This window comes from Lacrimispora xylanisolvens, assembly GCF_002934545.1.
Taxonomy (GTDB): domain Bacteria; phylum Bacillota; class Clostridia; order Lachnospirales; family Lachnospiraceae; genus Lacrimispora; species Lacrimispora xylanisolvens.
On the sequence record NZ_PTJA01000011.1, the window covers coordinates 14,054 to 41,007 of the forward strand.

General features: G+C 42.9%; 29 protein-coding genes. 26 read left to right on the forward strand and 3 right to left on the reverse strand.

Going from position 1 to position 26,954, the window contains the following annotated elements:
* Positions 1-71 precede the first annotated feature (71 nt).
* The 21 genes from BXY41_RS18590 to BXY41_RS18685 all read left to right on the forward strand — a co-directional run bounded on the left by BXY41_RS18590 (position 72) and on the right by BXY41_RS18685 (position 19,399).
* Positions 72-1,706 carry a SulP family inorganic anion transporter gene (locus tag BXY41_RS18590; protein ID WP_104438373.1) on the forward strand — a complete coding sequence of 545 codons (1,635 nt, stop codon included), beginning with the start codon at positions 72-74 and terminating at the stop codon, positions 1,704-1,706.
* 475 nt (positions 1,707-2,181) lie between these two features.
* The gene (locus tag BXY41_RS18595) at positions 2,182-2,346 is read left to right on the forward strand and encodes a YezD family protein (RefSeq protein WP_349670438.1); all 165 of its coding nucleotides are present in this window, start codon (positions 2,182-2,184) and stop codon (positions 2,344-2,346) included.
* 89 nt (positions 2,347-2,435) lie between these two features.
* Entirely contained in the window at positions 2,436-3,308 is an 873-nt protein-coding gene (locus tag BXY41_RS18600) for a radical SAM protein (RefSeq protein WP_104438541.1), read from the forward strand.
* Positions 3,309-3,331: 23 nt separating this feature from the next.
* Positions 3,332-3,709, forward strand: coding sequence for a NifB/NifX family molybdenum-iron cluster-binding protein (locus tag BXY41_RS18605; protein WP_104438374.1), 378 nt, complete (start codon positions 3,332-3,334; stop codon positions 3,707-3,709).
* Complete coding sequence (locus tag BXY41_RS18610; protein ID WP_104438375.1) at positions 3,706-5,151, forward strand: nitrogenase component 1; 1,446 nt, start codon at positions 3,706-3,708, stop codon at positions 5,149-5,151. Before BXY41_RS18605 ends, BXY41_RS18610 begins: the two co-directional genes overlap by 4 nt.
* A 1-nt stretch (position 5,152) precedes the next feature.
* Positions 5,153-6,439, forward strand: a complete 1,287-nt coding sequence (locus tag BXY41_RS18615) for a nitrogenase component 1 (protein WP_104438376.1) — start codon at positions 5,153-5,155, stop codon at positions 6,437-6,439.
* 37 nt (positions 6,440-6,476) lie between these two features.
* On the forward strand, positions 6,477-7,316 hold the full coding sequence (gene nifH, locus BXY41_RS18620; RefSeq protein ID WP_432765524.1) for a nitrogenase iron protein: 840 nt from the start codon (positions 6,477-6,479) through the stop codon (positions 7,314-7,316).
* A gap of 32 nt (positions 7,317-7,348) precedes the next feature.
* The gene (locus BXY41_RS18625; RefSeq protein WP_104438378.1) at positions 7,349-8,332 is read left to right on the forward strand and encodes a PLP-dependent cysteine synthase family protein; all 984 of its coding nucleotides are present in this window, start codon (positions 7,349-7,351) and stop codon (positions 8,330-8,332) included.
* Between the two features lie 27 nt (positions 8,333-8,359).
* Positions 8,360-9,823 (forward strand): nitrogenase component 1, encoded by a 1,464-nt coding sequence (locus tag BXY41_RS18630; RefSeq protein WP_104438379.1) that lies wholly within the window; start codon positions 8,360-8,362, stop codon positions 9,821-9,823.
* Positions 9,823-11,121 carry a nitrogenase component 1 gene (locus tag BXY41_RS18635; protein WP_104438380.1) on the forward strand — a complete coding sequence of 433 codons (1,299 nt, stop codon included), beginning with the start codon at positions 9,823-9,825 and terminating at the stop codon, positions 11,119-11,121. The genes BXY41_RS18630 and BXY41_RS18635 overlap by 1 nt, the downstream gene beginning before the upstream one ends.
* Positions 11,122-11,143: 22 nt before the next feature.
* Complete coding sequence (locus BXY41_RS18640) at positions 11,144-11,560, forward strand: NifB/NifX family molybdenum-iron cluster-binding protein (RefSeq protein ID WP_104438381.1); 417 nt, start codon at positions 11,144-11,146, stop codon at positions 11,558-11,560.
* Positions 11,561-11,585: 25 nt separating this feature from the next.
* Positions 11,586-12,404, forward strand: a complete 819-nt coding sequence (locus tag BXY41_RS18645; protein ID WP_104438382.1) for a transporter substrate-binding domain-containing protein — start codon at positions 11,586-11,588, stop codon at positions 12,402-12,404.
* Positions 12,405-12,409: 5 nt separating this feature from the next.
* Positions 12,410-13,144: an amino acid ABC transporter permease gene (locus BXY41_RS18650; RefSeq protein WP_104438383.1), complete on the forward strand. Its 735-nt coding sequence runs from the start codon at positions 12,410-12,412 to the stop codon at positions 13,142-13,144.
* Positions 13,129-13,839 carry an amino acid ABC transporter permease gene (locus BXY41_RS18655; protein ID WP_104438384.1) on the forward strand — a complete coding sequence of 237 codons (711 nt, stop codon included), beginning with the start codon at positions 13,129-13,131 and terminating at the stop codon, positions 13,837-13,839. Before BXY41_RS18650 ends, BXY41_RS18655 begins: the two co-directional genes overlap by 16 nt.
* Entirely contained in the window at positions 13,832-14,587 is a 756-nt protein-coding gene (locus BXY41_RS18660) for an amino acid ABC transporter ATP-binding protein (protein ID WP_104438385.1), read from the forward strand. The genes BXY41_RS18655 and BXY41_RS18660 overlap by 8 nt, the downstream gene beginning before the upstream one ends.
* Before the next feature lie 38 nt (positions 14,588-14,625).
* Entirely contained in the window at positions 14,626-15,738 is a 1,113-nt protein-coding gene (locus tag BXY41_RS18665; RefSeq protein WP_104438386.1) for an iron-containing alcohol dehydrogenase family protein, read from the forward strand.
* On the forward strand, positions 15,725-16,849 hold the full coding sequence (hisC, locus tag BXY41_RS18670; protein ID WP_104438387.1) for a histidinol-phosphate transaminase: 1,125 nt from the start codon (positions 15,725-15,727) through the stop codon (positions 16,847-16,849). Before BXY41_RS18665 ends, hisC begins: the two co-directional genes overlap by 14 nt.
* Positions 16,833-17,576: an ABC transporter substrate-binding protein gene (locus tag BXY41_RS18675; protein ID WP_104438388.1), complete on the forward strand. Its 744-nt coding sequence runs from the start codon at positions 16,833-16,835 to the stop codon at positions 17,574-17,576. Before hisC ends, BXY41_RS18675 begins: the two co-directional genes overlap by 17 nt.
* Before the next feature lie 132 nt (positions 17,577-17,708).
* Positions 17,709-17,861: a hypothetical protein gene (locus BXY41_RS26850; RefSeq protein ID WP_170072459.1), complete on the forward strand. Its 153-nt coding sequence runs from the start codon at positions 17,709-17,711 to the stop codon at positions 17,859-17,861.
* A 14-nt stretch (positions 17,862-17,875) separates the two neighbouring features.
* Positions 17,876-18,643, forward strand: a complete 768-nt coding sequence (locus tag BXY41_RS18680) for an ABC transporter permease subunit (protein WP_104438389.1) — start codon at positions 17,876-17,878, stop codon at positions 18,641-18,643.
* Positions 18,644-18,646: 3 nt separating this feature from the next.
* The gene (locus BXY41_RS18685; RefSeq protein WP_104438390.1) at positions 18,647-19,399 is read left to right on the forward strand and encodes an ABC transporter ATP-binding protein; all 753 of its coding nucleotides are present in this window, start codon (positions 18,647-18,649) and stop codon (positions 19,397-19,399) included.
* A gap of 57 nt (positions 19,400-19,456) precedes the next feature.
* Here BXY41_RS18685 and pdaA read toward each other — a convergent pair whose 3' ends face one another.
* Together pdaA and arcC are read right to left on the reverse strand one after the other, a co-directional pair.
* On the reverse strand, positions 19,457-20,317 hold the full coding sequence (pdaA, locus tag BXY41_RS18690) for a delta-lactam-biosynthetic de-N-acetylase (RefSeq protein WP_104438391.1): 861 nt from the start codon (positions 20,315-20,317) through the stop codon (positions 19,457-19,459).
* Positions 20,318-20,553: 236 nt separating this feature from the next.
* Positions 20,554-21,492, reverse strand: coding sequence for a carbamate kinase (arcC, locus tag BXY41_RS18695; RefSeq protein WP_104438392.1), 939 nt, complete (start codon positions 21,490-21,492; stop codon positions 20,554-20,556).
* 174 nt (positions 21,493-21,666) lie between these two features.
* Between arcC and BXY41_RS18700 the strand changes: the two genes are divergently transcribed.
* Both BXY41_RS18700 and BXY41_RS18705 read left to right on the forward strand, forming a co-directional pair.
* Positions 21,667-22,458 (forward strand): CPBP family intramembrane glutamic endopeptidase, encoded by a 792-nt coding sequence (locus BXY41_RS18700; RefSeq protein WP_104438393.1) that lies wholly within the window; start codon positions 21,667-21,669, stop codon positions 22,456-22,458.
* Complete coding sequence (locus BXY41_RS18705) at positions 22,455-23,474, forward strand: glycosyltransferase family 2 protein (protein WP_104438394.1); 1,020 nt, start codon at positions 22,455-22,457, stop codon at positions 23,472-23,474. The genes BXY41_RS18700 and BXY41_RS18705 overlap by 4 nt, the downstream gene beginning before the upstream one ends.
* A gap of 42 nt (positions 23,475-23,516) precedes the next feature.
* Here BXY41_RS18705 and BXY41_RS18710 read toward each other — a convergent pair whose 3' ends face one another.
* Positions 23,517-24,179, reverse strand: coding sequence for a phosphatase PAP2 family protein (locus tag BXY41_RS18710; RefSeq protein WP_185140374.1), 663 nt, complete (start codon positions 24,177-24,179; stop codon positions 23,517-23,519).
* A 226-nt stretch (positions 24,180-24,405) separates the two neighbouring features.
* Here BXY41_RS18710 and BXY41_RS18715 point away from each other — a divergent pair, with 226 nt between their 5' ends.
* From BXY41_RS18715 to BXY41_RS18725, 3 genes are all read left to right on the forward strand, one after another.
* Positions 24,406-24,885: a COG2426 family protein gene (locus tag BXY41_RS18715; protein WP_104438395.1), complete on the forward strand. Its 480-nt coding sequence runs from the start codon at positions 24,406-24,408 to the stop codon at positions 24,883-24,885.
* Positions 24,886-24,908: 23 nt separating this feature from the next.
* The gene (locus BXY41_RS18720; protein ID WP_104438396.1) at positions 24,909-25,580 is read left to right on the forward strand and encodes an NUDIX domain-containing protein; all 672 of its coding nucleotides are present in this window, start codon (positions 24,909-24,911) and stop codon (positions 25,578-25,580) included.
* Between the two features lie 140 nt (positions 25,581-25,720).
* Entirely contained in the window at positions 25,721-26,950 is a 1,230-nt protein-coding gene (locus tag BXY41_RS18725; RefSeq protein WP_104438397.1) for a D-alanyl-D-alanine carboxypeptidase family protein, read from the forward strand.
* The last annotated feature ends 4 nt before the right edge of the window (positions 26,951-26,954 follow it).

Below are 26,954 nucleotides of genomic sequence, written 5' to 3' on the forward strand. Positions count from 1 at the left end.
GCTTTCTTTTATCTGGAACGTTATATTATAAAAAGTTTATAAAAATTTTATAATAGACAGAGGATGAAGAAATGAAAGATTTGGTACCTCAGTTTTTTTTATCAATGAAGCATTATACGAAGGAGCAGTTCTTGAAAGACTTCGTTTCCGGAATCATTGTAGCGATCATTGCCCTTCCGCTTTCCATTGCCCTGGCATTAGCAAGCGGTGTTACACCGGAGCAGGGGCTTTACACCGCCATTACAGCCGGATTTGTGATCTCTTTTCTGGGAGGAAGCAAGGTTCAGATTGCAGGCCCCACCGCCGCATTTGCATCTATCGTAGCGGGGATTGCAGCAAAAAACGGTTTTGACGGGCTGGTTATGGCAACTATTCTGGCAGGAATCTTTCTGCTTATCATGGGATTTTTGCGTATGGGAAGCCTGATCCGCTTTATTCCATATACCATTACCACAGGTTTTACCACAGGAATCGCTGTTACCATATTCATTGGTCAGATCAAGGATTTTATGGGACTTACCTTTCAGCATGCCCCAATCGAAACTCTTGGAAAAGTCAGTGAGGTGGTGCACAGCATTGGTACCCTCAATCCCATGGCTCTTGCAGTGGGATTTACAGCGCTCATTGTTCTGGTTGTATGGCCCAGATTTTTTAAGACCATACCGCCGTCACTGATTGCCGTCATCCTTACGGCGGGTCTTGTAAAAGTGTTTCAACTTCCGGTGAATACCATCGGAGATTTGTACACCATATCATCGGATCTTCCCACCTTTCATCTTCCTGTATTTTCTCTTGCCATGGTACAAAGAGTAATGCCGGATGCAGTGACCATAGCGGTTCTGGCAGCGGTAGAATCCTTGTTGTCCTGCGTAGTTGCAGACGGAATGGTAGGAAGCAGACATAATTCCAATATGGAGCTGGTAGCCCAGGGTGCCGGTAATATCTGTTCCGCCCTTTTTGGCGGAATACCAGCCACCGGAGCCATAGCAAGAACTGCTGCAAACATAAAAAACGGCGGAAGAACGCCTGTAGCAGGCATGGTTCATGCAGTGATGCTTCTTTTGGTTTTAGTATTTTTAATGCCTTATGCGGCATTAATTCCCATGCCGGCTATCGCTGCTATTCTTTTTATGGTAGCTTATAACATGAGTGAGTGGAGAGTCTTTGTTTCCATCGTGAAGACAGCTCCCAAAAGCGACTGGTCCGTGCTTCTTGTTACTTTTGTATTTACCGTTGCTTTTGATCTGGTGACAGCCATTGCGGTTGGAATTTTATTTGCTTCCCTGCTGTTCATGAAACGTATGGCAGATGTGACAGAAGTTAGCAGCTGGAAGTACTTAGAGGATGAAGAAAACAACAGTGAGTCCATAGACTTAAAACCTGTGCCAAAGCATGTCGCGGTCTTTGAAGTAAGCGGTCCCATGTTCTTTGGTGCAGCGGAAAAGATTTCCCAGCTGATTATAGAAGAGGGCAAACGGGTTCTGATTCTTAGAATGAGAAGTGTTCCGGCTATGGATGCGACTGCATTAAAAAGTCTGGAAAAACTAAATCAGAATTTAAAAAGAAAGCATGTGACCCTTATTTTATCCCATGTGAATGACCAGCCCATGTCCATGATGGAGCGGGCGGGCTTTTTGGAGTCAGTGGGGAGAGAGAACCTTGCAGGTTGCATTGATGAGGCGCTTTTAATGGCAAAAGCCATGTGATTTGACTATCAGGATTATAAACCAGAGAAGTAAAGCAGAATATTCTGTCTTTCCATCTCTGGTTTTTCTTTATTCTGCCTATTGGTTGAAAATCAGTAAAGCGTTGAGCGGAAATAAAAATAAAAAAAAAGATTGACAACTTAATCAGATAAGATTATAATTCAAAGCATATTAACATATAACTTTAATAGGGAATGCAAAGGAGAGGTAACCAGCATATGAAAAATTCTGTAATTAATACCGTGAATTTTCAATTTACATATCAGATGAGTTGTTGTTGTAAAGCTGAGTTCGAGTGTAAGAATACAGTTTGTTTTTCTATGCATTAAAATACCTGAGTCCGTTACTGAGGGGTGGCAGGTACTTCTATTGTACCTGTTTTTTTTATAAAAAAATGTTAATGAGAAAACCAGATCAACAACATTTGCATACCGCCCAGGACTAACACCAGTCAACCATTATGAAATGAGAGAAGGTGATTCCTATACCCTATGCAGATTCATCAAAGTCGGATAAAGATTACCTGCATCTGATCAACGAGATGGCGAGAGATGTAAAATATGGTTCCATAACCATAACCATTCAAGACGGGAAAATCGTACAGATTGAAAAAAATGAAAAAATCAGATTAAAGGACTGACTGGACAACCGGAGGTTCTGATAAGCAAAATCATGCATATCAGACGAAGGTTGTCTTTTTTGTTATCAATTTTTGAAAGTGAGGTAAAGATGGCCGATACATATCAGAAACTACAAAGTTTTCACCCATGCTTTGGAGGAAACAGAAACAATACCGGAAGGATTCATCTTCCCGTAAGCCCTGGATGTAATATATCCTGTAAATTCTGTGACAGAAAGATTAATGATCATGAAGAAAGACCAGGCGTAACGTCGCAGGTACTTACACCTCTGGAAGCCATGGAAGTTCTTGAAAAAGCATTAACGCTGTGTCCGGAAATTACGGTTGCCGGAATTGCAGGACCAGGGGATACACTGGCTACGGATTATGCACTGGAAACATTCCGTCTGATCAGAGAAAAATACCCCAGGCTGATTAAATGTATGAGCACCAACGGACTTCTTCTTTCTGAGCGGGCGGAAGAAATAATAGAAGCAGGAGTGGATTCTTTGACAGTTACGGTGAATGGCGTAGATCCTGAAATCGAGGCAAAGCTTAACCGCCTGATTGTCTACCACGGAAAAGTATACATTGGAGTTGAGGCCGCTGCCATCTTAATCGAGAACCAGTTAAAGGGGATTGAAAAAATTGCGGCCGCGGGAATTACAGTCAAAGTAAATACCGTGCTGGTTCCAGGCATTAACGGAGAGCACATTGAAGACATTGCCAGGGCTGTAAAAGAAAGAGGGGCACAGATTTATAATCTGATTCCGCTGATTCCCCAGTCAGATTTAAGAAATGAGCAGGCTCCTGTATGCAGTCAGATTGAGGAGGCCAGAGCCCAGGCTGGAAAACATATTGATGTCTTCCGCCATTGTCAGCATTGCCGTGCAGATGCGGTAGGGCTTTTGGGCGGAAAGGATTATGGAGATTTAATATATCAAAGAAGGATTGTGGGAAGTGATACATTTTCTCATGGCTGATCGTGAAAGAGGGTTGAATTTCAATGATTTACAAAATTGCAGCAGCATCGTCAGACGGAAAGGTAATCAATCAGCATTTTGGCAGAACAGAAGAATTTCACATTATAAAAGCAGACAGTTCCGACAGAACTTATTGGTATCAGGAGACCAGAAAGACGGCTCCGGCCTGCAAACAGCAGGAACACGATGACCGGGAACTAAGAACAGTGGCAGACCTGCTGGGAGATTGTGATTATGTTCTGGTAAGCAGAATTGGTGAAGGAGCCAGATCTGCTCTTGCAGAAAATGGAACATGGGCCTTTGAATTGCCAGGACTGATCGAGGATTCTGTTCAGAGACTTCTTTCTTATATAGAAGTCCAGAATTTATTTAAGAAAGAAGAGAGGGATGAAAGAGCATGAGTGAAAATTATTCAGGAATCCGGGAAAGCCGTCCAAACCGGTATAACGATCTGGGTTCTACAGGAAGTCAGGCAGAGAAAGATTTTAAAAATGGCTGTTTAAAAAAGGCAGACCGAAGCTTTGCCCAGGGGCTTCAATGTCAGCAGATTAACAGCATGGCAGCACTTATGTCACTGGAGGATTCCGTGTTTATTGCCCATTCCCCTCAGGGGTGTGTGGGATGTACCTCTCTGGCCGTGGACCAGTACCGGGTAGGGCAGGCGCACCGGGGAGTAAAAAACATCAAAAATCCCCGGATCATAGTATCAAATCTGGATCAGAACAATGTAATCTTCGGCGGTGAAGATAAGCTTAAGAAAGCGGTTGGCGATGCAATGAAACGCTATCACCCCAAGCTGATTTTTGTATTTGCTTCCTGTGCTTCCGGTATTATCGGAGATGATATTGATGCCATTTTAAGAAAATTGCAGGAAGAGACACAGGCTCTTCTCATTCCCATTCATTGTGAAGGATTTAAATCCAAAATATGCGCTTCCGGATTTGATGCAGCGTTTCTTTCCATTAACCAGTACATATTAAAAAAGGAAAAACTGGAGAAGAAAAAAGGATTGATTAATTTATTTGCCCCCGTATCCATCAGCTATTCCGATCAAAAGGAGATGGAACGCATGCTGTCCCTTCTGGGGCTTCATGTAAACTATATTCCATTTTACAGTTCACTGGAAAAAATAAAGGAAATTCCCGCTGCAGAGGCATCTACCTCCATCTGTAAGGTTTTTGCAGATGAGTTTATGAAGACTCTTTATGAGGATTATAAGATACCCTATTCCCACACGGTTATGCCCATTGGTGTAAGGAATACGGATATCTGGTTTCGGGGAGTTGCAAAAATTGTAGGAAAAGAAAAAGAAGCAGAAGAAATTATTCAGAGAGAACATGAAAGAATTCTTCCTTTAGTGGAATCCATAAAAGACCGGCTTAAGGGAAAACGGGTATTTATCTGCGGCGGAACAGGTCGGTCTTTTGCAGCGGCGGCCTTGATTGATGATTTTGGTATGGTGCTGGTAGGGCTTGAGACACCGACTTACGATGAAGACGCACAGGCAGATATAGAATATTTAAATACCATACATTCGGACTATGTGATTGATATTGCAAATATGCAGCCCTTCGAGCAGGTGAATCTGGTGAAACGGTTAAAACCTGATGTCTTTATCGGTGTACCGGAGTGGGCAGCAAAGCTTGGAATTCCCACAACCCATGTTCTTGATATGAAACGTCCTACCATGGGCTATGACGGGCTTCTGTTTCTGGGAAATAAAATAGCAGACCAGCTTGAAAATCCAGGCTTTAACGTAAAACTTTCCCAGCACGTAAAGCTTCCATATAAAGAGAGCTGGTATGAAAAAGATCCATTTCAATACATAATCGGAGGTGAATGAGATGTCTCAGGTGATAGAAAATCCCAGAGGGGGCTGTGTGCTGGCTGGAATCAATTCCGTTTTGGGAGCCCTTAACCGGGTATGCCCCATTTACCATGCAGGACCGGGCTGCTGTATGCAGACAACTGCTTCTGATCCGGGACAGTCCGGGAATAAAAGTTCCAGTTTTGTAAGCAGCGTTTCCATTCCATCCAGCAATATGCTGGAGCGTGAAGTAGTATTTGGAGGAAGTCAGAAACTGAAAACCACCATTGAGGGGGCGGTTGAAATTATCGATGCAGACGCCTACTTTGTACTGACTGGCTGTACGGCAGGTATTATAGGAGATGATATTATGAGCGTAACCACTGAATTTAGAGAAAAGGGTATCCCTGTTTTTCCCATTGAAACTCCGGGATTTGCAGGAGACAGCAATTTAGGTTATGAAGTAATATGGAATACCATGATTGACCAGGTGATTGAACCGGCGGAAGAAAAGGAAGAAAATCTCGTTAATCTGTTTGGAATTATTCCATACCACGATCCTTTCTGGAGTGGGAATTTAGAGGAGATTTCCCGCATTTTAAAAAAGCTTGGACTAAAAGTCAACACTTTTTTTACAGAACAGCAGGGGATGGAAACCATAAAGTCCTGTGCAAGTGCATCATTAAATATTATTATCCATCCCTGGATATTAAAAGGCCCTGCACAACGGTTTGAAGAGAAATTTCATGTTCCTTCTATCCGTTATCCCGGACTTCCAATCGGAGCCAGCGATACCAAACGTTTCGTTTTGGCAGTAGCAGAAGCATTAAAGCTTGATGACCGGCTGGTAAACCAGGTTCTGGAAGAAGAGGAGGTTTATGTTTACCGATATCTGGCTCAGGCCATTGGAACATTGAGCTGGAAGAAATTTGCAGTAGTTGCTGACGGATCAACAGCAGTGGGCATTACCCGCTACTTAGCCAATGACTATAGTTTTACGCCGGTGCTTGTTATTATTTCGGAGCCTCTTTTCAGACAGGAAGACAAAGAGAGAATTGTCACAGAACTTATGACACTGGAATATGCCAAACCGCCCAGAGTTGTATTCTGTGCAGATCAGTATGAGATCAATCAGGAACTGTTAAAGCAGGAGGATATTTCTCTGATTATCGGAAGCAGCAATGAAGAGGAGGTCAGTTCTTTAAAAGAAGTTCAAAATATTGTTGCAGCGTTCCCCATTAAGGATCGTTTGATTTTTAACAGAGCCTATGCCGGTTACAGGGGAAGTTTAACATTGATAGAAGATTTATACGACAATTTATAATTGAGAACAGGAAAGAGAGGTCAGAGCAATGGGACAGATCAGACAGATTGCCATCTATGGGAAAGGGGGAATCGGAAAATCCACGACGACACAGAATTTAACAGCAGGTTTGGTGGAACTTGGGAAGAAGGTTATGGTTGTTGGGTGTGATCCAAAAGCAGATTCTACCAGACTGCTTCTTGGAGGGCTGGCGCAAAAGACGGTGCTGGATACCTTAAGAGAGGAAGGAGACGGAGTGGCTCTTTCCCGAATTTTAAAAGAGGGGTACGGGGGAACCAGATGCGTGGAATCCGGAGGTCCGGAACCTGGTGTTGGATGTGCAGGAAGAGGAATTATAACCTCCATTGGGCTATTGGAGAATTTAGGCGCCTACACAGAGGATCTGGATTACGTATTTTACGATGTGTTGGGAGACGTTGTATGCGGTGGTTTTGCCATGCCGATCAGAGAAGGAAAAGCAAAGGAAATCTATATCGTCGCCAGTGGAGAGATGATGGCACTGTATGCAGCAAATAACATTGCAAAAGGCATTAAGCGGTATGCAAAAACAGGAGGTGTCCGCATTGGCGGCATTATCTGCAACAGCAGAAATGTAGACAGAGAGCTGGATCTGCTCCGGGCATTTTCAAAGGAGCTTGGAACAAAGCTTTTGTATTTTGTTCCAAGAGATAACATTGTGCAGCATGCGGAAATTAACCGAAAAACAGTGATTGAATACCGGCCGGATTCCAATCAGGCCAATGAATACCGCAGTCTTGCCCAGGCGATTATCGATAATCAGGATTTCACCATCCCAACTCCCATGGAACAGGACCGGTTAGAAGAGATTCTGCTGGAATTCGGACTGATGAATATCAAGGATGATTATAAAATATAAAAACGTTTACGAGCCCTGAAAGGAGAATCTATATGGCTGCCATACATCAATCAATTACGGAACTCATTGGAAAAACACCCCTTCTGGAACTGGTTAATTATGAAAAAAAGCTGGGATTAAATGCGAAAATTATTGCAAAACTGGAGTATTTTAATCCCAATCAGAGTGTGAAGGACAGAATTGCAAGGGCAATGATCGAGGATGCAGAGGAAAAAGGATTGTTAAAACCAGGTGATACCATTGTGGAAACAACCAGCGGAAATACTGGTATTGGTCTGGCAGCCATAGCGGCCAGCAAAGGCTATGGGTTTAGGGTATACATACAGGATCAGGTCAGTGAGGAGCGGTTTAAGAATATCAGAGCGTTTGGAGGAGAAACCATTAAGCTTTCAGAAGTAAAAGAAGTGAAAGCGGTTCTTGATGAAACAGGCGGTGATTTTGTGGCGGCGATTAAAGTGCTTGAGGAGAAAGTTTTGTCCAAAGAAAGCAATATTTTCTTCGTAAATCAGATAGAGAATCCAGCCAATCCGTCCGTTCATGAACAAACCACCGGTCCTGAAATATGGGAAGATACCGATGGAACTGTGGATATACTGGTAGCCTGTGTGGGCACAGGGGGAACCGTGTCAGGAGCAGGTAAGTATCTAAAGAAAAAGAATCCGGATCTTAAGATTATCGCTATCCAGCCGGGGCCAGGATCTCTTCCCAATGAGTCGGATCCATTACCTCCCGACATAACCGGTGTTCACCCTTTTGAAGGAGTACCGGAGGAACGGATACCAAAGAATATGGATCGTTCCATATACGATGAAAAGGTGGAGGTAGAAACGTACCAGGCATATGAAACAGCCAGAGACGTGGCAAGAACAGATGGGATTTTAGTTGGAACCTCTTCTGGAGCAGCCATTTATGCTGCGGTTCAGATTGGGAAAAGGGAAGAAAACAGAGGAAAGAATATTGTAGTCATTCTGGCTGATACCGGTCTTCGCTACCTGTCAACCAAACTGTTTGAATAAAGTATAAGGTTAAATGGAGGTTTAAAAATGGCATTTCAGTTATCAGGCTCCAATCTTGGAACCAGAGAGAACCGGTTGGGTTCCATAACCGGGTATGTGGGAGATTTAGAAGACCTTGCCAGTCAGAGCAAATGCGGGACCCTGACTGGATGCAGCCGCTGCTTTTCCCAGTCCAGCACCTGTTTATCCGGCTGTGCACTGGGTCAGCTTGGAGGAATCCGGGATGTGGCGATCATTCATCATGGCCCGGCAGGCTGTTCGGCAACAGCCAGTTCCCAATATATTGTCACCAATCAGGTTGCAGCAAAGCGAGGCGTGGTTAACAGCTCTGTATACATTGGAACGGATATGGATGAGAATGATACCATCTTTGGATCCACAGATGCATTGGCGGAAATTATTCTTGAAGTAAACAGACGGTATCATCCAAAAGCAATTTTTGTCAGCAGCTCCTGCGCAACAGGAATTATTGGAGAAGATATTGACAGCGTGGTGGATGAAGTGAAGGAAGCAATTCCTGTGCCGGTCATTGCAGTCCACTGTGAAGGTTTTAAATCCCGGATATGGGCTACCGGCTTTGATATTTCCGATCACGCTGTTCTAAGCGGAATTGTAGAGCCTCCCAGAAAAAAGCAAAACACCATTAATTTTAAAAATTTCTATGAAAGTGCCAGAAATGAAATCATAGAAATGTTTCAGAATTTTGATCTGGAACCGGTTTTTCTCTATGCAAATGCTACGGTAGAAGAGCTGAAGCATTTATCAGAGGCGGTTGCAACCACCTGCATCTGCGGAACGCTTGGAAATTACCTTGGAAATGGTCTGGAGGAAGTTTATGGAGTTCCCTATATCAGAACCATTAACCCCCTTGGAATCACCGGATTTGAAACCTGGCTTCGTGAAATCGGAAGAGTTGCGGGAAAACAGCCCCAGGTAGAACACTATATTGAGGAGCAGAGAAATATTTATATCCCTCAGATTGAGGCGGTGAAAAAAGAATTAAAGGGCTTAAAAGCAGTTCTTGGAATGGGACCCGGTTATACCTTTGAGGTGACCAGAGTGCTGAACGAACTGGGAATAGAAGTGGTATGGGCACTGGCGTGGCATTATGACAAACGGTATGAAAATGGAGAGATCCCGCCCGCCATGAGCTATCTTCTGGAAAATGATATTAATTTCGAAGCCAGCGTGGCAGATCAGCAGAATTTTGAAGTTATGAATATTTTAAATAAATTCCGGCCGGATTTATACCTTTCCAGACATCCGGGTTCCACAGTATGGGCAATCAAGCAGGGGACACCAGCTGTTTATGTGGCAGATGAGTATATGATTTTCGGTTATAAACATACTCTGGAATTTGCTCATGCAATTTTAGATACCATTCGCAACCGAAGCTTTGAACAGAATCTGGCAAAGAGGGTGAAGCTGCCCTATACCGACTGGTGGTATCAGCAGGATGTAGGAAGATTTTTAGAGGAGGCGATCAGCTGATGGCAAAAATTCTGGATAAACAAAGATATAAATGTGCAATGAGTGCAATGCAGACAGTTCAGGCAATTGAACGAGCAATTCCTGTTCTTCATTCAGGACCCGGCTGTGCTCAAAAGCTATCCGGTTCCACCGGAAGCTCCGGATATTTCTCTCCCAATATTTACCCCTGTACCAGCATCAATGAGCGGGATGTGGTCTTTGGCGGAGTAAAGAAGCTGGAATCCACCATCCGCCACTCCCTTGAAGTGATTGATGCAGACTTATATGTGGTATTAACCGGATGCATTCCTGAGATTGTGGGAGATAACACAGAAGAAGTGGTATCTGGATTCAAGGAGGAAGAAAAGCCTGTGATTTATGCCTTGACTGCCGGATTTAAGGGCAATAACTACAAAGGTCATGAACAGGTGATTGATGCGCTGACGGAACAGTATTTAGAACCGTCTAAGATCAGGATTAAGGGGCTCGTTAATATCTGGGCAGACGTTCCTTATCAGGATGAGTTCTGGCATGGAAATTATAAGGAACTGGAACGTCTGGTGAAAAAGCTGGGATTAACCCCCAACATAATATTCGGATACAATCGGGGAATTGAGAATATTAAAAAGATTCCTGCAGCTGAGTTTAACTTACTGATCTCTCCGTGGGTAGGGCTTACCAATATGAAGAAGATGGAGCAAAAGCTTGGAATTCCATATCTGCATTATCCAACCCTCCCAATTGGTGCATTTGAAACCAGTAAATTCTTACGTGAAATCGGAACATATGCGGGAGTGCCGGAAGAAAAAGTGGAAGCAGTTATAGCAGAGGAAGAGTCGTCGTACTATTACTACATTGAGCGCTATGCAGATCTGTTTCTGGAAACCAGAGTCATGTCAAAGCAGTTTACCGTAGTGGCAGATGCCCAGTATGCGCTGGGAATAACAAAATTTCTGGTTAATGACCTGGGGCTTTTTCCGGCTAAGCAGTTTGTTGTAGATGATACACCCAGGGAGTATCAGGAAAACGTCCGCTCCTATTTCAAAGATTTGAATTATGACATTGAGGCGGAAGTCAGCTTTGAAACCGATGGATTTAACATACACAATGAAATAAAAGCTCATGACTATCATGGATATCCCCTGATTTTAGGCGGTCATTGGGAAAAGGAGGTCGCAAAACAGACCAATGCTCATTTTTTAAACGTATCATGGCCGGTGAATGAACGCCTGATTATGAACAGCTATTACGCAGGATACGAAGGCGGTCTTAAACTCATTGAGGATATCTATTCCGTTGCAAAAACAAGATTCAACTAGTTTAAGAAGGGGAGGAAATGATATGTCCTATAAAATTGCAGCTGCCTCAGAAGATGGGGAGCAAATCAATTTAAATTTTGGAGCGGCACAGCGATTTCTGATCTACGAAGTAAATGAAGATGGGGTATGGACACTGTTGGAAGAAAGAAGTGTACCGGAGGGACTGAAAGAGCCTTCCGGTTGTGGCAGCCAGAGCTGCGGCGGCGGGGGAGGCGGCTGTCATGGATCAGGAGCTGTCAGTCGGAACGTGGATCTCCTTTCAGACTGCAGATGTATTGTGTGTAAAAAAATAGGGTTTCCCATACAGAAGCAATTTGAAAAAAAGACGATCAGTACATTTGAAATATCAGGAAGCTTAAATGAGGTATTGGATAAAATAACCCTTTATTTTTACAGATCCGATCATCATCAGACTTTAAAAGGCATCGCAAAACAATGAGCAGTAAGAAAGGATGAGGACAATTATGAAAAGAAAGAAATATGTTGCGGCAGTGTCGCTGCTAACCATTTTAAGTGTGGCGGCACTTGCAGGGTGCGGAAAAAAGGAAGCGGCATCTGAGAGCAAAGTTAAAAAGATCGTAGTGGGAACCGGCAATTCCTACGAGCCTTATTGCTATCTTGATGATAAAGGAAATCTTGCAGGCTATGAATATGAAGTATTAAAAGCAGTGGATGATCTGCTCCCCCAGTACGAATTTGAATATAAAACATCAGATTTCGCCAATGTGCTGATCTCTCTTGATGCAGGAAAAATCGATCTTGCAGCCCATCAGTATGAGTGGAACAAGGAGCGGGATGAGAAGTATCTCTTTGGAAAGGAGCCTTACACCACCTATGTCACATACATCACTGTGGCTGAGAATCATCCGGATATCAAGTCCCTTGATGATTTACAGGGAAAGAAGGTAAAGAGTTCTGCCGGCTCTAACACATCCTACATACTGGAAACTTATAACAAAGATCATAAGGATAATCCCATAAAGATTGAATATGTCAATAACTCCACAGATGAAGAGACCATAACCGGACTGTTAAATGGAGTATGGGATGCCACGGTTATGACAAAGAGGGATGCAGATAAGTTAAATAAAAATTATGGAAAGACGGCTCTTAAAGTAACCGGTGATCCGGTTCAGACTTCTTCCACCTATTTTGTTTTTTCCAAAAACGACACCGAATTGCAGGGAGCAGTTGACGGGGCATTAAAGCAGTTAAAGAAAGACGGAAAACTAAAACAGTTATCCATTGATGTAATCGGCGGTGATTATACAGAAAGTGAGTAAGAGATATGGGGAAACTGTTTGAATGGAGCCGCTTTTTTGAAAATATTCCTAAAATACTTCCATATCTGACGGTGACCTTTTCCATTGTATTTTATGCGACCATCTTCGGAGTCCTTTTGGCGGTATTCATTGTGCTGATCCAGATTAAGAAAATACGGGTGCTTTATCAGATCAGTAAGGTCTATATTTCTTTCATGCGGGGCACCCCCATGCTGGTTCAGCTGATGCTTATTTACTACGGCCTGCCCGCTATCATTGATCCCCTTTTGGGTACCAGTATCAACCGGGACTGGAGTGCAGTTGTGTTTGCTTATGTGACGTTTATTTTAAACCAGGGAGCATTTCTTTCTGTAATATTTTACAGTGCGGTAACGTCCATCCCCTATGGCCAGACGGAAGCTGGACTCAGCGTAGGTCTGACTCATTATCAGACATTTATAAGAATCATACTGCCTCAGATGATACGGGTCGCTCTGCCGCCCTTTGGTTCAGATCTGGTGGGATTGTTTCAGGGATCTTCACTGGTTTTTTTAATCGGTGTCACAGATATTATGGGAAGGGCTAAAACAATCGGATCAGCCACGAAGCATGTTTTGGAAGCATATGTGTTTGATGTAATCATTTATATCATAATCAGTCTGGCAGTCCGGCTGTTGTTCTGGTACTTAAACAAAAGGCTGGATTACACAAATGGAAGAAAAACAGGCGGAAAAGAGGGAATTCCATGGATTTCAACATAAATAACTTTGCGGAAAGCTTTATTTACGGAATAAAATATTTCCCCAATACTCTGCGCCTGGTGTTTATTCCCCTTAGTGTGGGTCTGGTACTTGGAACGGTGGCAGCCCTGATACGGGTTTATAAAGTACCGGTGCTTTGTAAAATCCTTGCTTTCGTGATTACGGTATATCAGGGAGTACCAATTATCGTAGCGCTGATGATATACAATTTGATTTTTATGATGAAATATAATGATTTGGCAGCATTCCTGCATTTAAAAGGAACAATTGCAGATGTAGATCAGATCTGGATCGGAATATTCGCCCTCAGTCTGACGGCAATATGTTCCGTATCAGAAGCCATAAGAGGGGCTCTGCTATCCATCGATAAAGGGCAGGATGAAGCCGGATATTCGGTAGGTCTGACAAAGATACAGACGATTTACCGGATTATCCTTCCCCAGATGATACCCATTGCAATTCCAATGCTTACCAATCATGTGGTTGGGTTAATTAAGGCATCTTCCGTAGTCATGGCAATCGGGATTATTGAAATCGTTGCGGGAGCTACGATTCCAAGCTCAAGAACCTATTCGTTTTTTGAGGGGTATGTGGCGGCTGCGCTGATATACTGGATATTTACAGTCATGATTGAATATTTAGCAAAAATATTGAGAAAGCATACCGGAAGATTCAGGAGGAATCTTTATGATTGAAGTGAAGCATGTGAAAAAAGTATTTGGCAAACTGGAAGTTCTAAAGGATGTTTCTGTTGAGGTAAAAGATGGTGAGGTGGTAGTAATCCTGGGACCAAGTGGTTCTGGGAAAACCACACTGCTGCGCTGTATTAATTTTCTTGAGAATGCTGACAGCGGGGAACTTACTGTTGGAGATATCCAGGTTGACTTTAAAAAAGCCTCAAAAAAAGAGATTCTTGCCATAAGAAGAAAAACTTCCTTTGTTTTTCAAAACTACAATTTATTTGCAAATAAAACCGCAATTGAAAATGTAATGGAAGGGCTGGTAACAGCAAGACGTGTACCAAAGGATATTGCGCAGAAGCGGGCAAAGGAAGCGTTAAACTGGGTAGGGCTGTCAGATAAATATGATTATTATCCTTCCCAGCTATCCGGAGGCCAGCAGCAGCGTGTTGGTATCGCCAGGGCATTTGTCCTGGATCCGGAAGTAATTCTCTTTGACGAGCCCACATCCGCCCTTGACCCGGAACTTGTGGGGGAGACACTTGAGATTATTAAAAAAGTGGCTGAAAAGGGAATTACCATGATTGTGGTGACTCATGAAATGTCGTTTGCTCAGGAGGTGGCTGACAAGGTCATCTTTATGGATGGCGGTGTTGTAGTAGAGGAAGGACCTCCAGAGGAAATCTTTACAAACCCAAAAGAAGAGAGGACAAAACAGTTTTTATCCAGAATCATCTCACTGGAACCCACTTATTCCATATAGTGGCGGGAAAAGTACCTGCCGAAAGAAAGGAGATATAAATGCTGCAGATTAAAACCCCTGATATTTATATAAGTGAACCCGGCGCCATAGAATTCCTTGGCTCTTATGTCTCAGAATATGGAAAGCAGGCACTCATTATCTGGTCGAAAACTGCCAGAGAGGTTACGAAGGAAGCTGTGACGGAAAGCCTGGAGTCACAATCCATTGAACTCACAGAGTATTTGTTCGAAGGTTATCCCACTCTGGAAAAAGCAGGCGAACTGGCAGAACTGGCAAAAGAGAATGATATTACGGTATTCATAGCCATAGGCGGAGGTAAAGTCATGGATGTAACAAAAGCTGCCGGAGATCTGGCCAATATACCAGTCGTATCAGTCCCCACAATTGCTGCTACCTGTGCGGCCTGGGCAGCGTTATCTGTTCTTTATACAGACGAAGGTAATTTTGATCAGTTCTGGCGTAATAATCATTCCCCCAAAGCAGTAATTGCAGATACGAATATTTTAGCCGGTGCCCCCAGCCGGTATTTAAGGGCTGGCATTGTTGATACCCTTGCAAAATGGTATGAGACAACAGTTTCTTATGACAGCAAAATCCTTGACTTTTCCTACATAAATTCCATTAATACTGCACGGCTGGCATTTGAGTTTCTGAAAGAATACGGAACAGTAGTAATAAAAAATGCAGAGGAAAATATCATTGATGAATACACCGTTAAGACTGTAGATGCAATCATTTTTCTTGCAGGAAATGTAGGAAGCTATGTGGGAGAAAAAGCATTTTCAGGATTTGCCCATCCCTTTTACCACTCATCCCGTATCATTAAAGAGACCAGAGATACGCTGCATGGGGAATTGGTGGCGTTTGGGCTGATCATGCAGGCTATACTGGAACGAAAGAGTGAGGCTGAAATTGCTGAAATTGTATCAAGATTCCAGGAATTAAAGGTTGCATTCACCCTGGAGGAAATCGGCATATCCGAGCAGACCGAAGAAAAGCTGCAGATCATATCGGACAGAATATATGAGTTATTTGGTGGCATTCGTATACTGGCAGATTATGAGGATGAGCGGGCACTGATTGAAGCAGCCTATCAGGCTGATGGATATGTGAAAAAGTATGGAAGGGAGGGGGCATATGCCAATGGTTAGGGAACGGTCCGGAGTGGATAAAATAGCTCCATATCAGGCTGCCAAGTCACTGGAATCAATAAAAAGGGAGTATGGTCTTAGTCAGGTTATAAAGCTTGCCGGTAATGAAAATCGTATGGGCTGTTCTGCCAGAGTGGGAGAAGTGTTAAATCAGCTGAATAGCCAGTTTGCTTTTTATCCGGATCCCAACTGTACCATATTAAGAGAACGGTTAAGCACCCTTCATCATGTGTCATCTGAAAATCTGATTTTTGGGAACGGCTCCTTTGAACTGATTTCGCTGGCAGCACATGCGTTTCTGGGAGAAGGGGAGGAGTCAGTGATACCGGATCCATCCTTTGGCTGGTATCGTAATGTTACGCTGCAGATGAATGGAACGCCTGTTATGGTACCTTTAAAGGATTTTACCATTGACACAGGCCGGATTTTAGAGATCATTAGTGAAAGAACAAAGATCATCTGGATCTGTAATCCCAATAATCCAACGGGAACCATTTTAGCCGAAGATCAGCTGAATGATTTTATTAACAGGGTTCCTAAGCATGTACTGATAGTCCTTGATGAGGCTTATATCGATTTTACCGAAGAACCATATTTCAATACCATTGATTTAATTAAGGAGCATAAAAATATAATCCTGCTCCGCACGTTTTCAAAGCTGTATGGCCTGGCGTCCTTTCGTATTGGATACGGAATTGGAGATAAGGAATTAATTGAACGGATCAACAGGGTAAGAAGTCCCATCAATGTGAATTTTTCCGCGCAGAAGGCGGCTGAGGTAAGCCTTGATGATGAGGCGTTTAAAAATTCTGTCCTGGATAATAACAGAAAAGGTCTCAATCTGTATTATACAGAGCTGGAGAAACTGGGTTTTCCCTATATCCGGTCCAACGGCAATTTTTTACTCATTCAAACAGGAAAAGAGCCAGTAGACAACACGTTTTTGCAAAATGGAATTATTGTCAGAAATGCCGGTGAGTTTGGGCTTGATGGCTGGATCCGCGTCTCAGTGGGGACATACGAGGAGAATGAAAAAGTAATTGAAGTACTGAAAACAATAGCAGAGAGGCAGACTGGCAGGAGGAAAAACGATTATGAAACAGGGATTTAGAAATGGACTTTTGGGAGTTATGACGGCCCTGCTGGCAGTAGGACTAACTGGCTGCAAAACTGCTTCTTCTGAATCGGTACCGGCCTCTTCGGAAAAGATTCACCTCCGCTATGGAATTACCGGGTGGAAAAACCACGAAGCATTATTAAAGGCAGCAGGACTGGATGATTTTAAAGGATATGACGTAGAATACTTTGTTTTTCAGGGAGGGAATCTCTGCATGGAGGCATTGGCTGCCGATCAGATTGATTTTACAGGTACCAGTGAAATTCCCCCTATATCTGCCTCCATGGCACAAAACGGCGGTAATTTTAAAATTGTATTGATTAACAGCAGCAGTCCGCAGAATCAGGAAGTAGTTGCTCTGGAAAAATCGGGGATAAAGTCAATTGCTGATCTGAAAGGAAAGAAGGTGGGCTATATTAAAAATACAACGGCTCATTATTTCCTGAATGAAATGTTAAAAAAGGAAGGGCTTTCCTGGAAGGATATTGAACCAGTTGAAATAACAACTGCCGATGGTGTCACCGCTTTAACAGGAGGTCAGATTGATGCATTTGCCAGCTATGGAAACTCTATTAACGCTTCAAAAGCCAATGGTGCAGTTACAATTGCTTCTGCAGTTAATATTCTGTCCGGTAACTTCCCTTTTGAGATATCAGATGCTGTGTTAAAAGATGAAGCAAAAGTGGGGGCAATTGCAGACTACTTTGCAAGAGTGCAATAGAGTTACGAATGGGCAGAGGGTCACCTGAAAGAGTGGGCTGAAATTCAGGCGGAGCCAACCGGAAATACATACGATGAGGCTTATGATCTTTTAAAGAGAACCTATGATGACAGAGGTTATTTATATCATTTTGTGGGAATTGACGATCAGGTGGTGCATTCAGAACAAAGCGTTGCAGATTCCTTTTATGAGCTGAACGTACTGGATCAAAAGGTTGATGTGTCATCATTCTACGAAAAATCATTTTATGAGAAATATAAGAAGGCGCTGGCAGATTTAAAATAAAACGGAGAGTGAATATGGACTGGAAAAAGACAGGAAACCTACTTAAGCCGCTGGTCCCTTGGCTGATACCGGCGCTGATTCTTATTTTGTGGTATCTGACGACGCTGCCAGGCATGAATAATACACTGATGCCATCACCAGATAAAGTTTTAAAACGCACGGTGGATATGATTGGAAACGGACAGCTTTTAGAATATATAACGGTCAGTGCAGGACGTGCGGGAAAAGGACTTTTGCTTGGCGGGTTAATCGGACTTTTACTTGCATTTATGACAGGATTAAACCGAGGATTGGACTTAACGCTTAACACAACCATTCAAATGCTTCGGACGATTCCGGTTCTTGCCGCCATATCATTAATGATTATCTGGTTTGGAATAGGCGAAAGAGTCAAAGTTTATATGGTTGCTTTCGGTGTGTTTTTTCCAATCTACATCAATACCTATCATGGTATTAAGACAATTGATAAAGGACTAATGGAAATGGGAAGGGTTTACGGTTTTTCAAAAGTTAAAATATTTACTGAAATTATCCTCCCTGGAGCGCTTCCTTCCATTTTAGTCGGCTTTAAGCTATCCCTTGGAACCATGTGGCTTTTACTGATTGCATCAGAGCAGATAGCTACTGATGCCGGAATCGGTTATATGGCAATGTCTGCGCGGGAACTGATGCAGATGGATAAGATACTTCTTTCCATTATTTTATATGCCATACTGGGAAAACTGTCTGATGCTGCAGCAGGATTCCTGGACCGGAAACTCATTCGCTGGAGGGAAGTATAAAACATGGAAGAAAAGCAAAATGGATATGGAATTAAAATAGAGAATTTATCAAAAAACTATGGACCTTTAATAATTCTTAATGACATTAATTTAGAGATAAAACCAGGAGAATTTGTCGCAATTGTAGGCAAAAGCGGCTGTGGAAAAAGTACGCTTTTACGGCTCATTGAAGGTCTGGAGGTTCCTTCTGATGGGAGTATTACAGTCAATGGTGTGACAAAAGCAGGAGTGGACAGCAACATTCGGTTTGTGTTTCAGGAACCAAGGCTTCTTCCCTGGAAGAAAGTGTCAGAAAACGTTCGCCTTGGAAGCTACGGGCATACCCCGGAATTAACGAAAAGGGCTTTAAGCAGTGTGGGACTAATGGATAAGAGTGACTGCTGGCCCCATGTCTTAAGCGGAGGTCAGAGGCAGCGTGTTTCACTGGCAAGAGCTCTTGCCGGTCAGCCGAAGGTACTTCTTCTTGATGAGCCCCTGGGGGCATTGGATGCGCTCACAAGGCTGGATATGCAGCAGCTCATTGAAAAGCTATGGAAAGAACTTGGGTTTACGGCAATTATTGTGACCCACGATGTTGGAGAAGCAGTGAAACTGGCTGATCGTGTTATAATCATTGATGAACATAAAGTCAGGCAGGATATAAAAATCCAGCTGCCTCGTCCAAGAGTTACCGGTAATGACAGCAGCTATTATGAAAAAATTATTCTCTCCCATATTATGAACGAAGATGAGACGTCAAAAGATTATTCCATCTAAAAAAGGAACGGAGGTAAACGATACTCGTATAGAAAGGGTAAGGTTTACCTCTGTTTTTTATTGTTGTGAACACAGTTCATCTAAAGACTTAAACTGATACCCCATCTCTTCCCATTTAGTCAGCAGTTCATCAAGAATCTGTGCATTGGTACTGGAAGTGCTGTGCAAAAGAACGATAGCACCGGGATGAATCCGTCCTAACAGTTTTTTAAAGGCTTCTTCCTTTGTAGGCTGCTTATCCTGATACCAGTCCACGTAAGCCAGGCTCCAGAAAAAGGTTTTATATCCCATATCCTTTGCCATCTGAAGATTGGATTCACTGTATTTGCCCTGCGGCGGGCGGTAATACTTTTTCATCTTCTGACCGGTGGTCTGTTCAAACAAAGTTTCTAAGTCCCCCAGCTCTTTTTCAAAAGATTCCTTAGAACTCATCTTTGACATATCCGGATGATGATAGGTGTGGTTACCAACTGTATGACCTTCCGCAATCATCCGCTTAACCAGTTCTGGTGCAGTTTCTATGTAGTTGCCCACAACGAAGAAGGTTGCAGGTGCGTGATGCTTTTTCAGTGCATCTAAGATCGCAGCAGTATTTCCGTTTTCATATCCGGCGTCAAAGGTGAGATATAAAACCTTATCCTGGGTTTTTTGTGCATAATAGGCATTAAACTGCTTTAAATAATCCATGGTGGCATTGGCAACAGGAGGCTGCCCTTCCTGCTGGAAGCTTAATCCCCAGTTTCCTTCTGCAGCAGTTTCCACAGCGCGATGATGTTCCATCAGCATAGCTCCCAGACGCCCGGCAAAAAAGGCACATAAAAGGAACAGAAATATCTTCAGGCCTTTCTTTCCATTTTCCGGCGAAATGGAAAATGTTCTGATTTTCTCCGCCAGTCTTAATCGGTTAAACCATTTCATAGTAATACTCCGTCGAATCCATTTGTTTCAATATATGACGGAGTTTCGGGAATATATGCTGGAGGATTAACGTTCAGACCATTTTTCGTTTCTGTAAAAATTACAGACGGCAATCCGGTTCAGGTTAAAATCACTGGTGAAGCTGTGACAGTTTTCAAAACAGAACTGGTTCTATAATAATAGAAAAAAGGATTTCTGTCCTCTGTTTTACAATAGGACAAAAATCCTTTTTATACTTATGCTTCTGTTATAATAGTACCTGCTTTTCCTTCAAGGCTTTCTTCTGCCTTTTCCAGGGAAGTGATAATCGCTTTCCGATTCCTACCATGTTCAATGAAATCAAGAGATGCCTCAATTTTAGGGAGCATGGAAGAGGATTCGAACTGATTGTCCTCAATATAAGAAGCTGCCTCCGTTTTGCTCAAGAGGCTGATTGGCTTGGCATCCGGCTTTCCAAAGTTTAAGGTTACGTTATCCACATTTGTTAAAATCATCAGCACATCGGCATCGATTTCCTTAGCCAGCAGCCCGGCAGCCCTGTCCTTTTCAATTACAGCGCTGGCACCTTTTAAATAACAGCCCTGTTCCATAACGGGAATACCGCCGCCTCCGCAGGCGATCACAATCTGATCTGCATCCATAACGGCTTTTATGATATCAATCTCAACAATGGAAACTGGCTTAGGGGAAGCCACAACTCTGCGAAATCCCTTGCCAGGAACTTCTTCCACATAGTTCCCCTTATTCTCTTCTTCTTTTGCTTCCTCTGCAGTCATGAAACGGCCGATGGGCTTCATGGGGGTATAGAAAGCCTCGTCATATGGATTTACCATCATCTGGGTTAAAATGGTAGCTACGGACTTATATATGCCCCGTGTCATAAGTTCTGCACGGATTCCGTTTTGTAAGTCATAGCCGATGTATCCCTGGCTCATGGCAGAACAGACAGACATGGGAGCTGAGGTATAACCGTCATGCTGTTTTCCGAATTCATTCATTGCAGTGTGGATCATTCCAACCTGTGGAGCGTTGCTGTGAGTAACGGCCACCTGCCAGCCGGACTGAATAAAATCTGCAATTACTTTGGCAGTTCTGGCTACTGCTGTCTTTTGTTCCGGAAGGTTTGTTCCCAAAGCATGGTGTCCCAAAGCTATCACAATACGTTTTTTTGCCATATTATTTCCTCTCAGTTTCATGTAGTTTTAATCAGAAAATATAAGGATATTATATTATCAGCAGATAAAAAAAGCAACCGCTTTCGGGTATCAGGGGGTATGAGAAAAGATTTCAATAGTTTTTAGAAATAATTTTAAAAAAATTAAGTGGATATCCTGAAATCAGGTGGTATAATGTTTAAGAAGATACAGAAAATGAAAGGACAGGTACTTATGATAGTAATGATTCTGCATCTGATTCTTCCTTTGTTTACCTACACGTTAGCCACCACGTTCCTGTATCTGGCGGTGCCTCTTGAACCACTTCTGGCTACGGGAGTATCTGCATTACTGAATATTCCGGTTTTGCTGTGGTTTTATTCTTACGATCAAAAAAACAGAGGATCTTCCATGACAGAGAGTTTGAAACCTGCAGACAGCCTGATTTCGATCTGGCTGCTTGGAGCAGCTCTTTGCATTCTGGGGAATTCAGCTGTGGAAGTTATGGGACTGACCAGAATATCAAGGACGTACCAGGAAGCGGCCAAGGCACTGTATTCTCCGCCATTTGCGCTTCAGCTTCTGGCCTCCGGACTTATCATACCTGTAGCGGAGGAACTGATATTTCGAGGAATGATTTTTGCTTCCATCCGGGACAAGTTTTCTTTTGTTTTATCGGCTGTCGTATCAGCCGGCTTGTTTGGCCTTTATCATGGAAATCTTCCCCAGGGAGTATATGCATTTATCATTGGTCTTACCGCAGCATGGCTTTATGAGAGAACAAAAGCCCTGTCGGCACCTATTATGCTTCACATCTCGGCTAATATACTTTCGCTTTTTATAACCAACACGGAACTGTCCGGGCTTCTGTTTCAAAGAGAACATGCAGGAGTGACTGCAGCTGTAGTAGTGTTATCATTCGTTGTAACTGTAATATGTATTATCCGGATTTATTGGAAAAACAACCTAAAGGAGGATATTGTGTGAAACTCTTATCTGTAGCAATTCCATGTTATAATTCAGAATCCTATATGAGGCACTGCATCGAATCCCTGCTTCCAGGCGGAGATGAGGTTGAGATCCTTATTGTAGATGACGGTTCCACAAAAGACCGTACAGCCGAAATTGCAGATGAATATGAACGGAACTATCCGGGAATCTGCAGGGCGATCCATCAGGAGAATGGCGGACATGGAGAAGCAGTTAATGCAGGATTAAGGAATGCGTCCGGGATTTATTTTAAGGTAGTGGACAGTGATGACTGGGTGGATGAATCCGCTTATATGGAGATTCTTAATACCCTCAGACGTTTCGTTTACGGCGAAAAGACACTTGATATGCTGGTAAGTAATTTTGTTTATGAAAAACAGGGATCTGATCGTAAAAAAGTAATGAATTACCGGACCGCACTTCCGGAGAACCAGCTGATTGACTGGGATGATGTGAAGGTTTTTATTCTGGGACAATACATTCTGATGCATTCTGTTATATACAGGACAGAGCTTTTAAGGCAATGTGGTCTGGAATTGCCAAAGCATACCTTCTATGTGGATAATATTTTTGTTTATCAGCCCCTTCCCCATGTGAAAACCCTGTATTATTTAAACGTAAACTTTTATCGCTACTTCATAGGCAGAGACGATCAGTCTGTCAATGAACAGGTTATGATCGGACGGATAGACCAGCAGATCCGCGTGACAAAGCTGATGCTTTCCTATTATGATGTAATGAAGATTAAGCAGCGCAAGCTTCGTCGTTATATGGTGCGGTATTTAGAGATTATGATGGTCATTTCCTCCATTCTGGCTATTAAGTCCGGAACAGAGGAAAATATGGAGAAAAAGGAAGAGCTGTGGCAGAGTCTTCGAAAACAGAATTTAAAGCTTTATTTAAGGCTTCGCTACGGATTTTTAGGACAGGGAGTCAATCTGCCTGGTAAGGGCGGAATGAAATTCCCCATCGCCATTTATAAGATGACTCAGAAATTTTTTGGATTTAATTAGAATCGGATGTGAAAAGACCTCCCCGGCAGGGAAGGTCTTTTTTTAACTGATTGCTTTTTCGGATACCTTTTTTCTGTTAGGAACAAGAGAATCAGAATAAACAAACTGATACATGATATATGCCATTGCTAATGAGCCAAGTCCATCAAAAGCAGAGTGCTGTTTTAAGAACACAGTAGCCAGACAGATTAAAATCATTAAAATAAGAGACGCTGTTTTTAGCTGTGTGCGATTCTTAAGACGTTCACTCCGGCATACGGCAATGTGGACACAAATGGAATTATACACGTGTATGCTTGGAAATACGTTGGTACAGGTATCAGCAGAGTAGAGAAGATTAACAATTGCAGCACAAATATTCTTATTGGAATCAACGACAGGCCGAAAGTCTGTTCCGTTTGGAAAGACAGTACAGATCACAAGGCTTATGGTCATTCCTGTAAACAACATGGTGCAGAGCCTGTAGTATTCTTTTACATCATGAAAGAAAAAATAGGCGACAGAGACGGCCACATAACCAAACCACATCAGGTAGGGAATAATGAAATATTCATTAAACGGGATATAGTCATCAATGGCTATATGCATGATGTGATAGTTGCTTGTCACTGTCTTTTCAAGGTACACGAACCATGGCAGATAAATGAAGGCGTAGCTGAGAATCCAGGCATGCCTGTACTTGGTAAGAAACTGTTTGATATTCATAAAAAGACACCCTTCTTAACTAATGCGTGGGATTATAATAATCAACTTTTGAGGATTATATCACACTCGTTTTGTCAGTACAATAGTATTTCAGAAATGTTAATATTTTATTCAGGAAAGGTTTGGAATCATGTATGTAAATATAATCTTTTTATAAAATAGTTGATAGACTGTCCATCTTTGTGTATAGTATAAAGGCAGACTTTTATTATGAAAGGAATGGATGATGTTACAAAAATATATAACAGTGTTTTTTATTTCCATGGTTCCTCTTATTGAACTAAGGGGCGCAATTCCCTATTCTGCAGTAATGGGACTGCCTTTGGTTCAGTCTTATATTGTTGCCATACTGGGAAACATGCTTCCGGTACCCATTATCTATCTGTTTGCCAGAAAAGTTCTGGAGTGGGGAGTAGATAAGCCGGTAATAGGCGGCTTTTTTACCTGGTGCCTGGAAAAAGGAAAACGCGGCGGAGAAAAACTGCAGGCGAAAGCCGGAAGGGGATTGTTCATTGCTCTATTGATTTTTGTTGGTATCCCACTTCCAGGTACCGGTGCCTGGACTGGCACATTGGCAGCCAGCCTGCTTGATATTGATTTTAAATCCAGTATTTTAGCTGTGATGGGCGGAGTTTTAATGGCAGGAATCATTATGGGACTTGCCAGTGCAGGTGTTCTTGGAGCGCTTCAGTCCATTGTATTTTAAAAACTGGTAGGAAGAAGGGCAGAATGGAACGAAAGAATGAAGAAGGGCTGACGGAAAAAGAGTTTCTTTTACAGTACCGTCCGGGAGATTACGAACGCCCGTCGGTAACGGTGGATATGCTGATATTTGCATATGACCAGGAAGAATCAAAGACAGATATTCTTCTCATTAAGCGGAAAAACCACCCCTGCATCGGTCAGTGGGCGATTCCGGGAGGATTTGTTAACATGGATGAATCCCTGGAAGAAGCAGCAGCCAGAGAACTGTTTGAAGAAACCGGATTAAAGGGAATCTACATGGAACAGCTTTATACCTGGGGAAGTGTAAAAAGGGATCCCAGAACAAGAGTGATTTCCGTTTCTTATTTAGCGGCAGTTCCAAAGGAACAGTTAAACGTGGAAGCCGGTGACGATGCCGGCAAGGCGTGTTGGTTTGAGGTAAAGAAAAAGAAGCTTTCAGACCTTGAGAATGGCGCGACATATGCACTTACCATTGAGAATGAGGAAGAACATATATTTATCAGCTATCGGATTACGGAAACCTTTGAACGGGATGGCATGATGTGGAAGAGAGACATTGACATTGAACTTCTGCCTGCAATTGATATGCTTGACCAGGAGAAGCTGGCATTTGACCATGCAGAAATTTTAAATATTGCCATGGACAGGCTGGAAGAATTGGAAAAAGAAGATTAATACAGTCGTTTTAGACGATGCATCACTTTTATAAGTGGTGCATTTTTGATTTGTAAGAAAATTTTAAGCGGTAATTACTGGATTTTATGTTATACTGATGGAAGAACGAACTGGCAGAAAAATACAGGAGATAATTGGCTATGACAAAAAAAACTTGCAGATTAATCAGTCTTATTATTGGCTTTTCCATGTTGGCATCAACTGTTACTTATGCAACGGATATCCCCACGGTTTCGCCCTTCCCAGGTTCCACGCAGGAGACACAGGCAGCAGCCGGACCAGGTGCTTCCATAAGCGGACAGGCGGACCAGAGCAATGCAGACAGTAATAAAGCCGCAGCGGATTCCACAGCGGCCTCCACCTCCACAACGTCCACCACATCAGCCTCCACAGTAAGTGTGCCTCAGATTTCTTCCGAGGGAGCTGTGTTAATGGATGCCGATACCGGAGCACTTCTTTATTCTAAGAACAGTGAGACGAAGTATTATCCGGCCAGTATTACCAAACTGATGACTGCGCTTCTTGTGGCAGAACGGACCAACCTTTCAGATACGGTTACCTTTTCCAAGGCAGCTACTACCAATCTGGAAGCAGGGGCAGTGACTTTAAATATAACGGAAGGTGATAAACTGACGGTGGAGCAGAGTCTCTATGGTCTTATGCTTAAGTCGGCCAATGAAGTGGCCAATGGTCTTGCTGAGCATGTATCCGGCAGCGTCAGCTCCTTTGCCCAGCTGATGAATGCCAAAGCCAGAGAACTTGGCTGTACCAATACAAATTTTGTCAATCCCAACGGTCTTAATAATTCCAATCATTATACAACACCCCATGATATGGCGCTGATTGCAAAAGCAGCTTTTCAAAATGGTGTGGTTAGAAAAGTGTGCTCTACTGTCCGCTACCAGATTCCTGCAACAAAGAAAGCGGGAGCCAGAACGGTAACCATGGGACATAAGATGATCAATTCTTCCGACACCCGTTATTACCCCGGAGTGTTGGGAGGAAAGACCGGCTTTACCTCTGCGGCTGGCAATACCCTGGTAACTTATGCAGAGAAGAATGGATCACGCTTAATCGTAGTGATTATGAAAAGTAAGTCCACCCATTATGACGATACCAAAGCGCTTCTGGATTATGGTTTTGCCTTAAAGGGGTCAGGCGGCGGCAGTGTAAAAGCCAATGCTTCCTCCGGCTGGGTGCAGTCAGGGGATCAGTGGTTTTATTACCGGGAAGATGGAACCAAGGCATGTAATTACTGGGTGAAAACCAATGAGAAGTGGTATTATCTTGGCAGTGATGGCGCGATGTTAAAGGATACGGTAACACCCGATGGTTACCGCCTGGACAGAGCTGGTGTCTGGATATCCTAAAAGG

Coding starts and splice junctions, on each gene's coding strand:
- BXY41_RS18660 (WP_104438385.1), top strand. CDS start 13,832: ATGATTGAAGTGAAGCATGTGAAAAAAGTATTTGGCAAACTGGAAGTT.
- hisC (WP_104438387.1), top strand. CDS start 15,725: ATGCCAATGGTTAGGGAACGGTCCGGAGTGGATAAAATAGCTCCATAT.
- BXY41_RS18680 (WP_104438389.1), top strand. CDS start 17,876: ATGGACTGGAAAAAGACAGGAAACCTACTTAAGCCGCTGGTCCCTTGG.
- BXY41_RS18630 (WP_104438379.1), top strand. CDS start 8,360: ATGGCATTTCAGTTATCAGGCTCCAATCTTGGAACCAGAGAGAACCGG.
- BXY41_RS18665 (WP_104438386.1), top strand. CDS start 14,626: ATGCTGCAGATTAAAACCCCTGATATTTATATAAGTGAACCCGGCGCC.
- BXY41_RS18655 (WP_104438384.1), top strand. CDS start 13,129: ATGGATTTCAACATAAATAACTTTGCGGAAAGCTTTATTTACGGAATA.
- BXY41_RS18635 (WP_104438380.1), top strand. CDS start 9,823: ATGGCAAAAATTCTGGATAAACAAAGATATAAATGTGCAATGAGTGCA.
- BXY41_RS18615 (WP_104438376.1), top strand. CDS start 5,153: ATGTCTCAGGTGATAGAAAATCCCAGAGGGGGCTGTGTGCTGGCTGGA.
- BXY41_RS18605 (WP_104438374.1), top strand. CDS start 3,332: ATGATTTACAAAATTGCAGCAGCATCGTCAGACGGAAAGGTAATCAAT.
- BXY41_RS18650 (WP_104438383.1), top strand. CDS start 12,410: ATGGGGAAACTGTTTGAATGGAGCCGCTTTTTTGAAAATATTCCTAAA.
- BXY41_RS18645 (WP_104438382.1), top strand. CDS start 11,586: ATGAAAAGAAAGAAATATGTTGCGGCAGTGTCGCTGCTAACCATTTTA.
- BXY41_RS18675 (WP_104438388.1), top strand. CDS start 16,833: ATGAAACAGGGATTTAGAAATGGACTTTTGGGAGTTATGACGGCCCTG.
- BXY41_RS18610 (WP_104438375.1), top strand. CDS start 3,706: ATGAGTGAAAATTATTCAGGAATCCGGGAAAGCCGTCCAAACCGGTAT.
- BXY41_RS18710 (WP_185140374.1), bottom strand. CDS start 24,179: ATGAATATCAAACAGTTTCTTACCAAGTACAGGCATGCCTGGATTCTC.
- BXY41_RS18625 (WP_104438378.1), top strand. CDS start 7,349: ATGGCTGCCATACATCAATCAATTACGGAACTCATTGGAAAAACACCC.
- arcC (WP_104438392.1), bottom strand. CDS start 21,492: ATGGCAAAAAAACGTATTGTGATAGCTTTGGGACACCATGCTTTGGGA.
- pdaA (WP_104438391.1), bottom strand. CDS start 20,317: ATGAAATGGTTTAACCGATTAAGACTGGCGGAGAAAATCAGAACATTT.
- BXY41_RS18685 (WP_104438390.1), top strand. CDS start 18,647: ATGGAAGAAAAGCAAAATGGATATGGAATTAAAATAGAGAATTTATCA.
- BXY41_RS18720 (WP_104438396.1), top strand. CDS start 24,909: ATGGAACGAAAGAATGAAGAAGGGCTGACGGAAAAAGAGTTTCTTTTA.
- BXY41_RS18700 (WP_104438393.1), top strand. CDS start 21,667: ATGTTTAAGAAGATACAGAAAATGAAAGGACAGGTACTTATGATAGTA.
- BXY41_RS18725 (WP_104438397.1), top strand. CDS start 25,721: ATGACAAAAAAAACTTGCAGATTAATCAGTCTTATTATTGGCTTTTCC.
- BXY41_RS18715 (WP_104438395.1), top strand. CDS start 24,406: ATGTTACAAAAATATATAACAGTGTTTTTTATTTCCATGGTTCCTCTT.
- BXY41_RS18640 (WP_104438381.1), top strand. CDS start 11,144: ATGTCCTATAAAATTGCAGCTGCCTCAGAAGATGGGGAGCAAATCAAT.
- BXY41_RS18600 (WP_104438541.1), top strand. CDS start 2,436: ATGGCCGATACATATCAGAAACTACAAAGTTTTCACCCATGCTTTGGA.
- BXY41_RS18590 (WP_104438373.1), top strand. CDS start 72: ATGAAAGATTTGGTACCTCAGTTTTTTTTATCAATGAAGCATTATACG.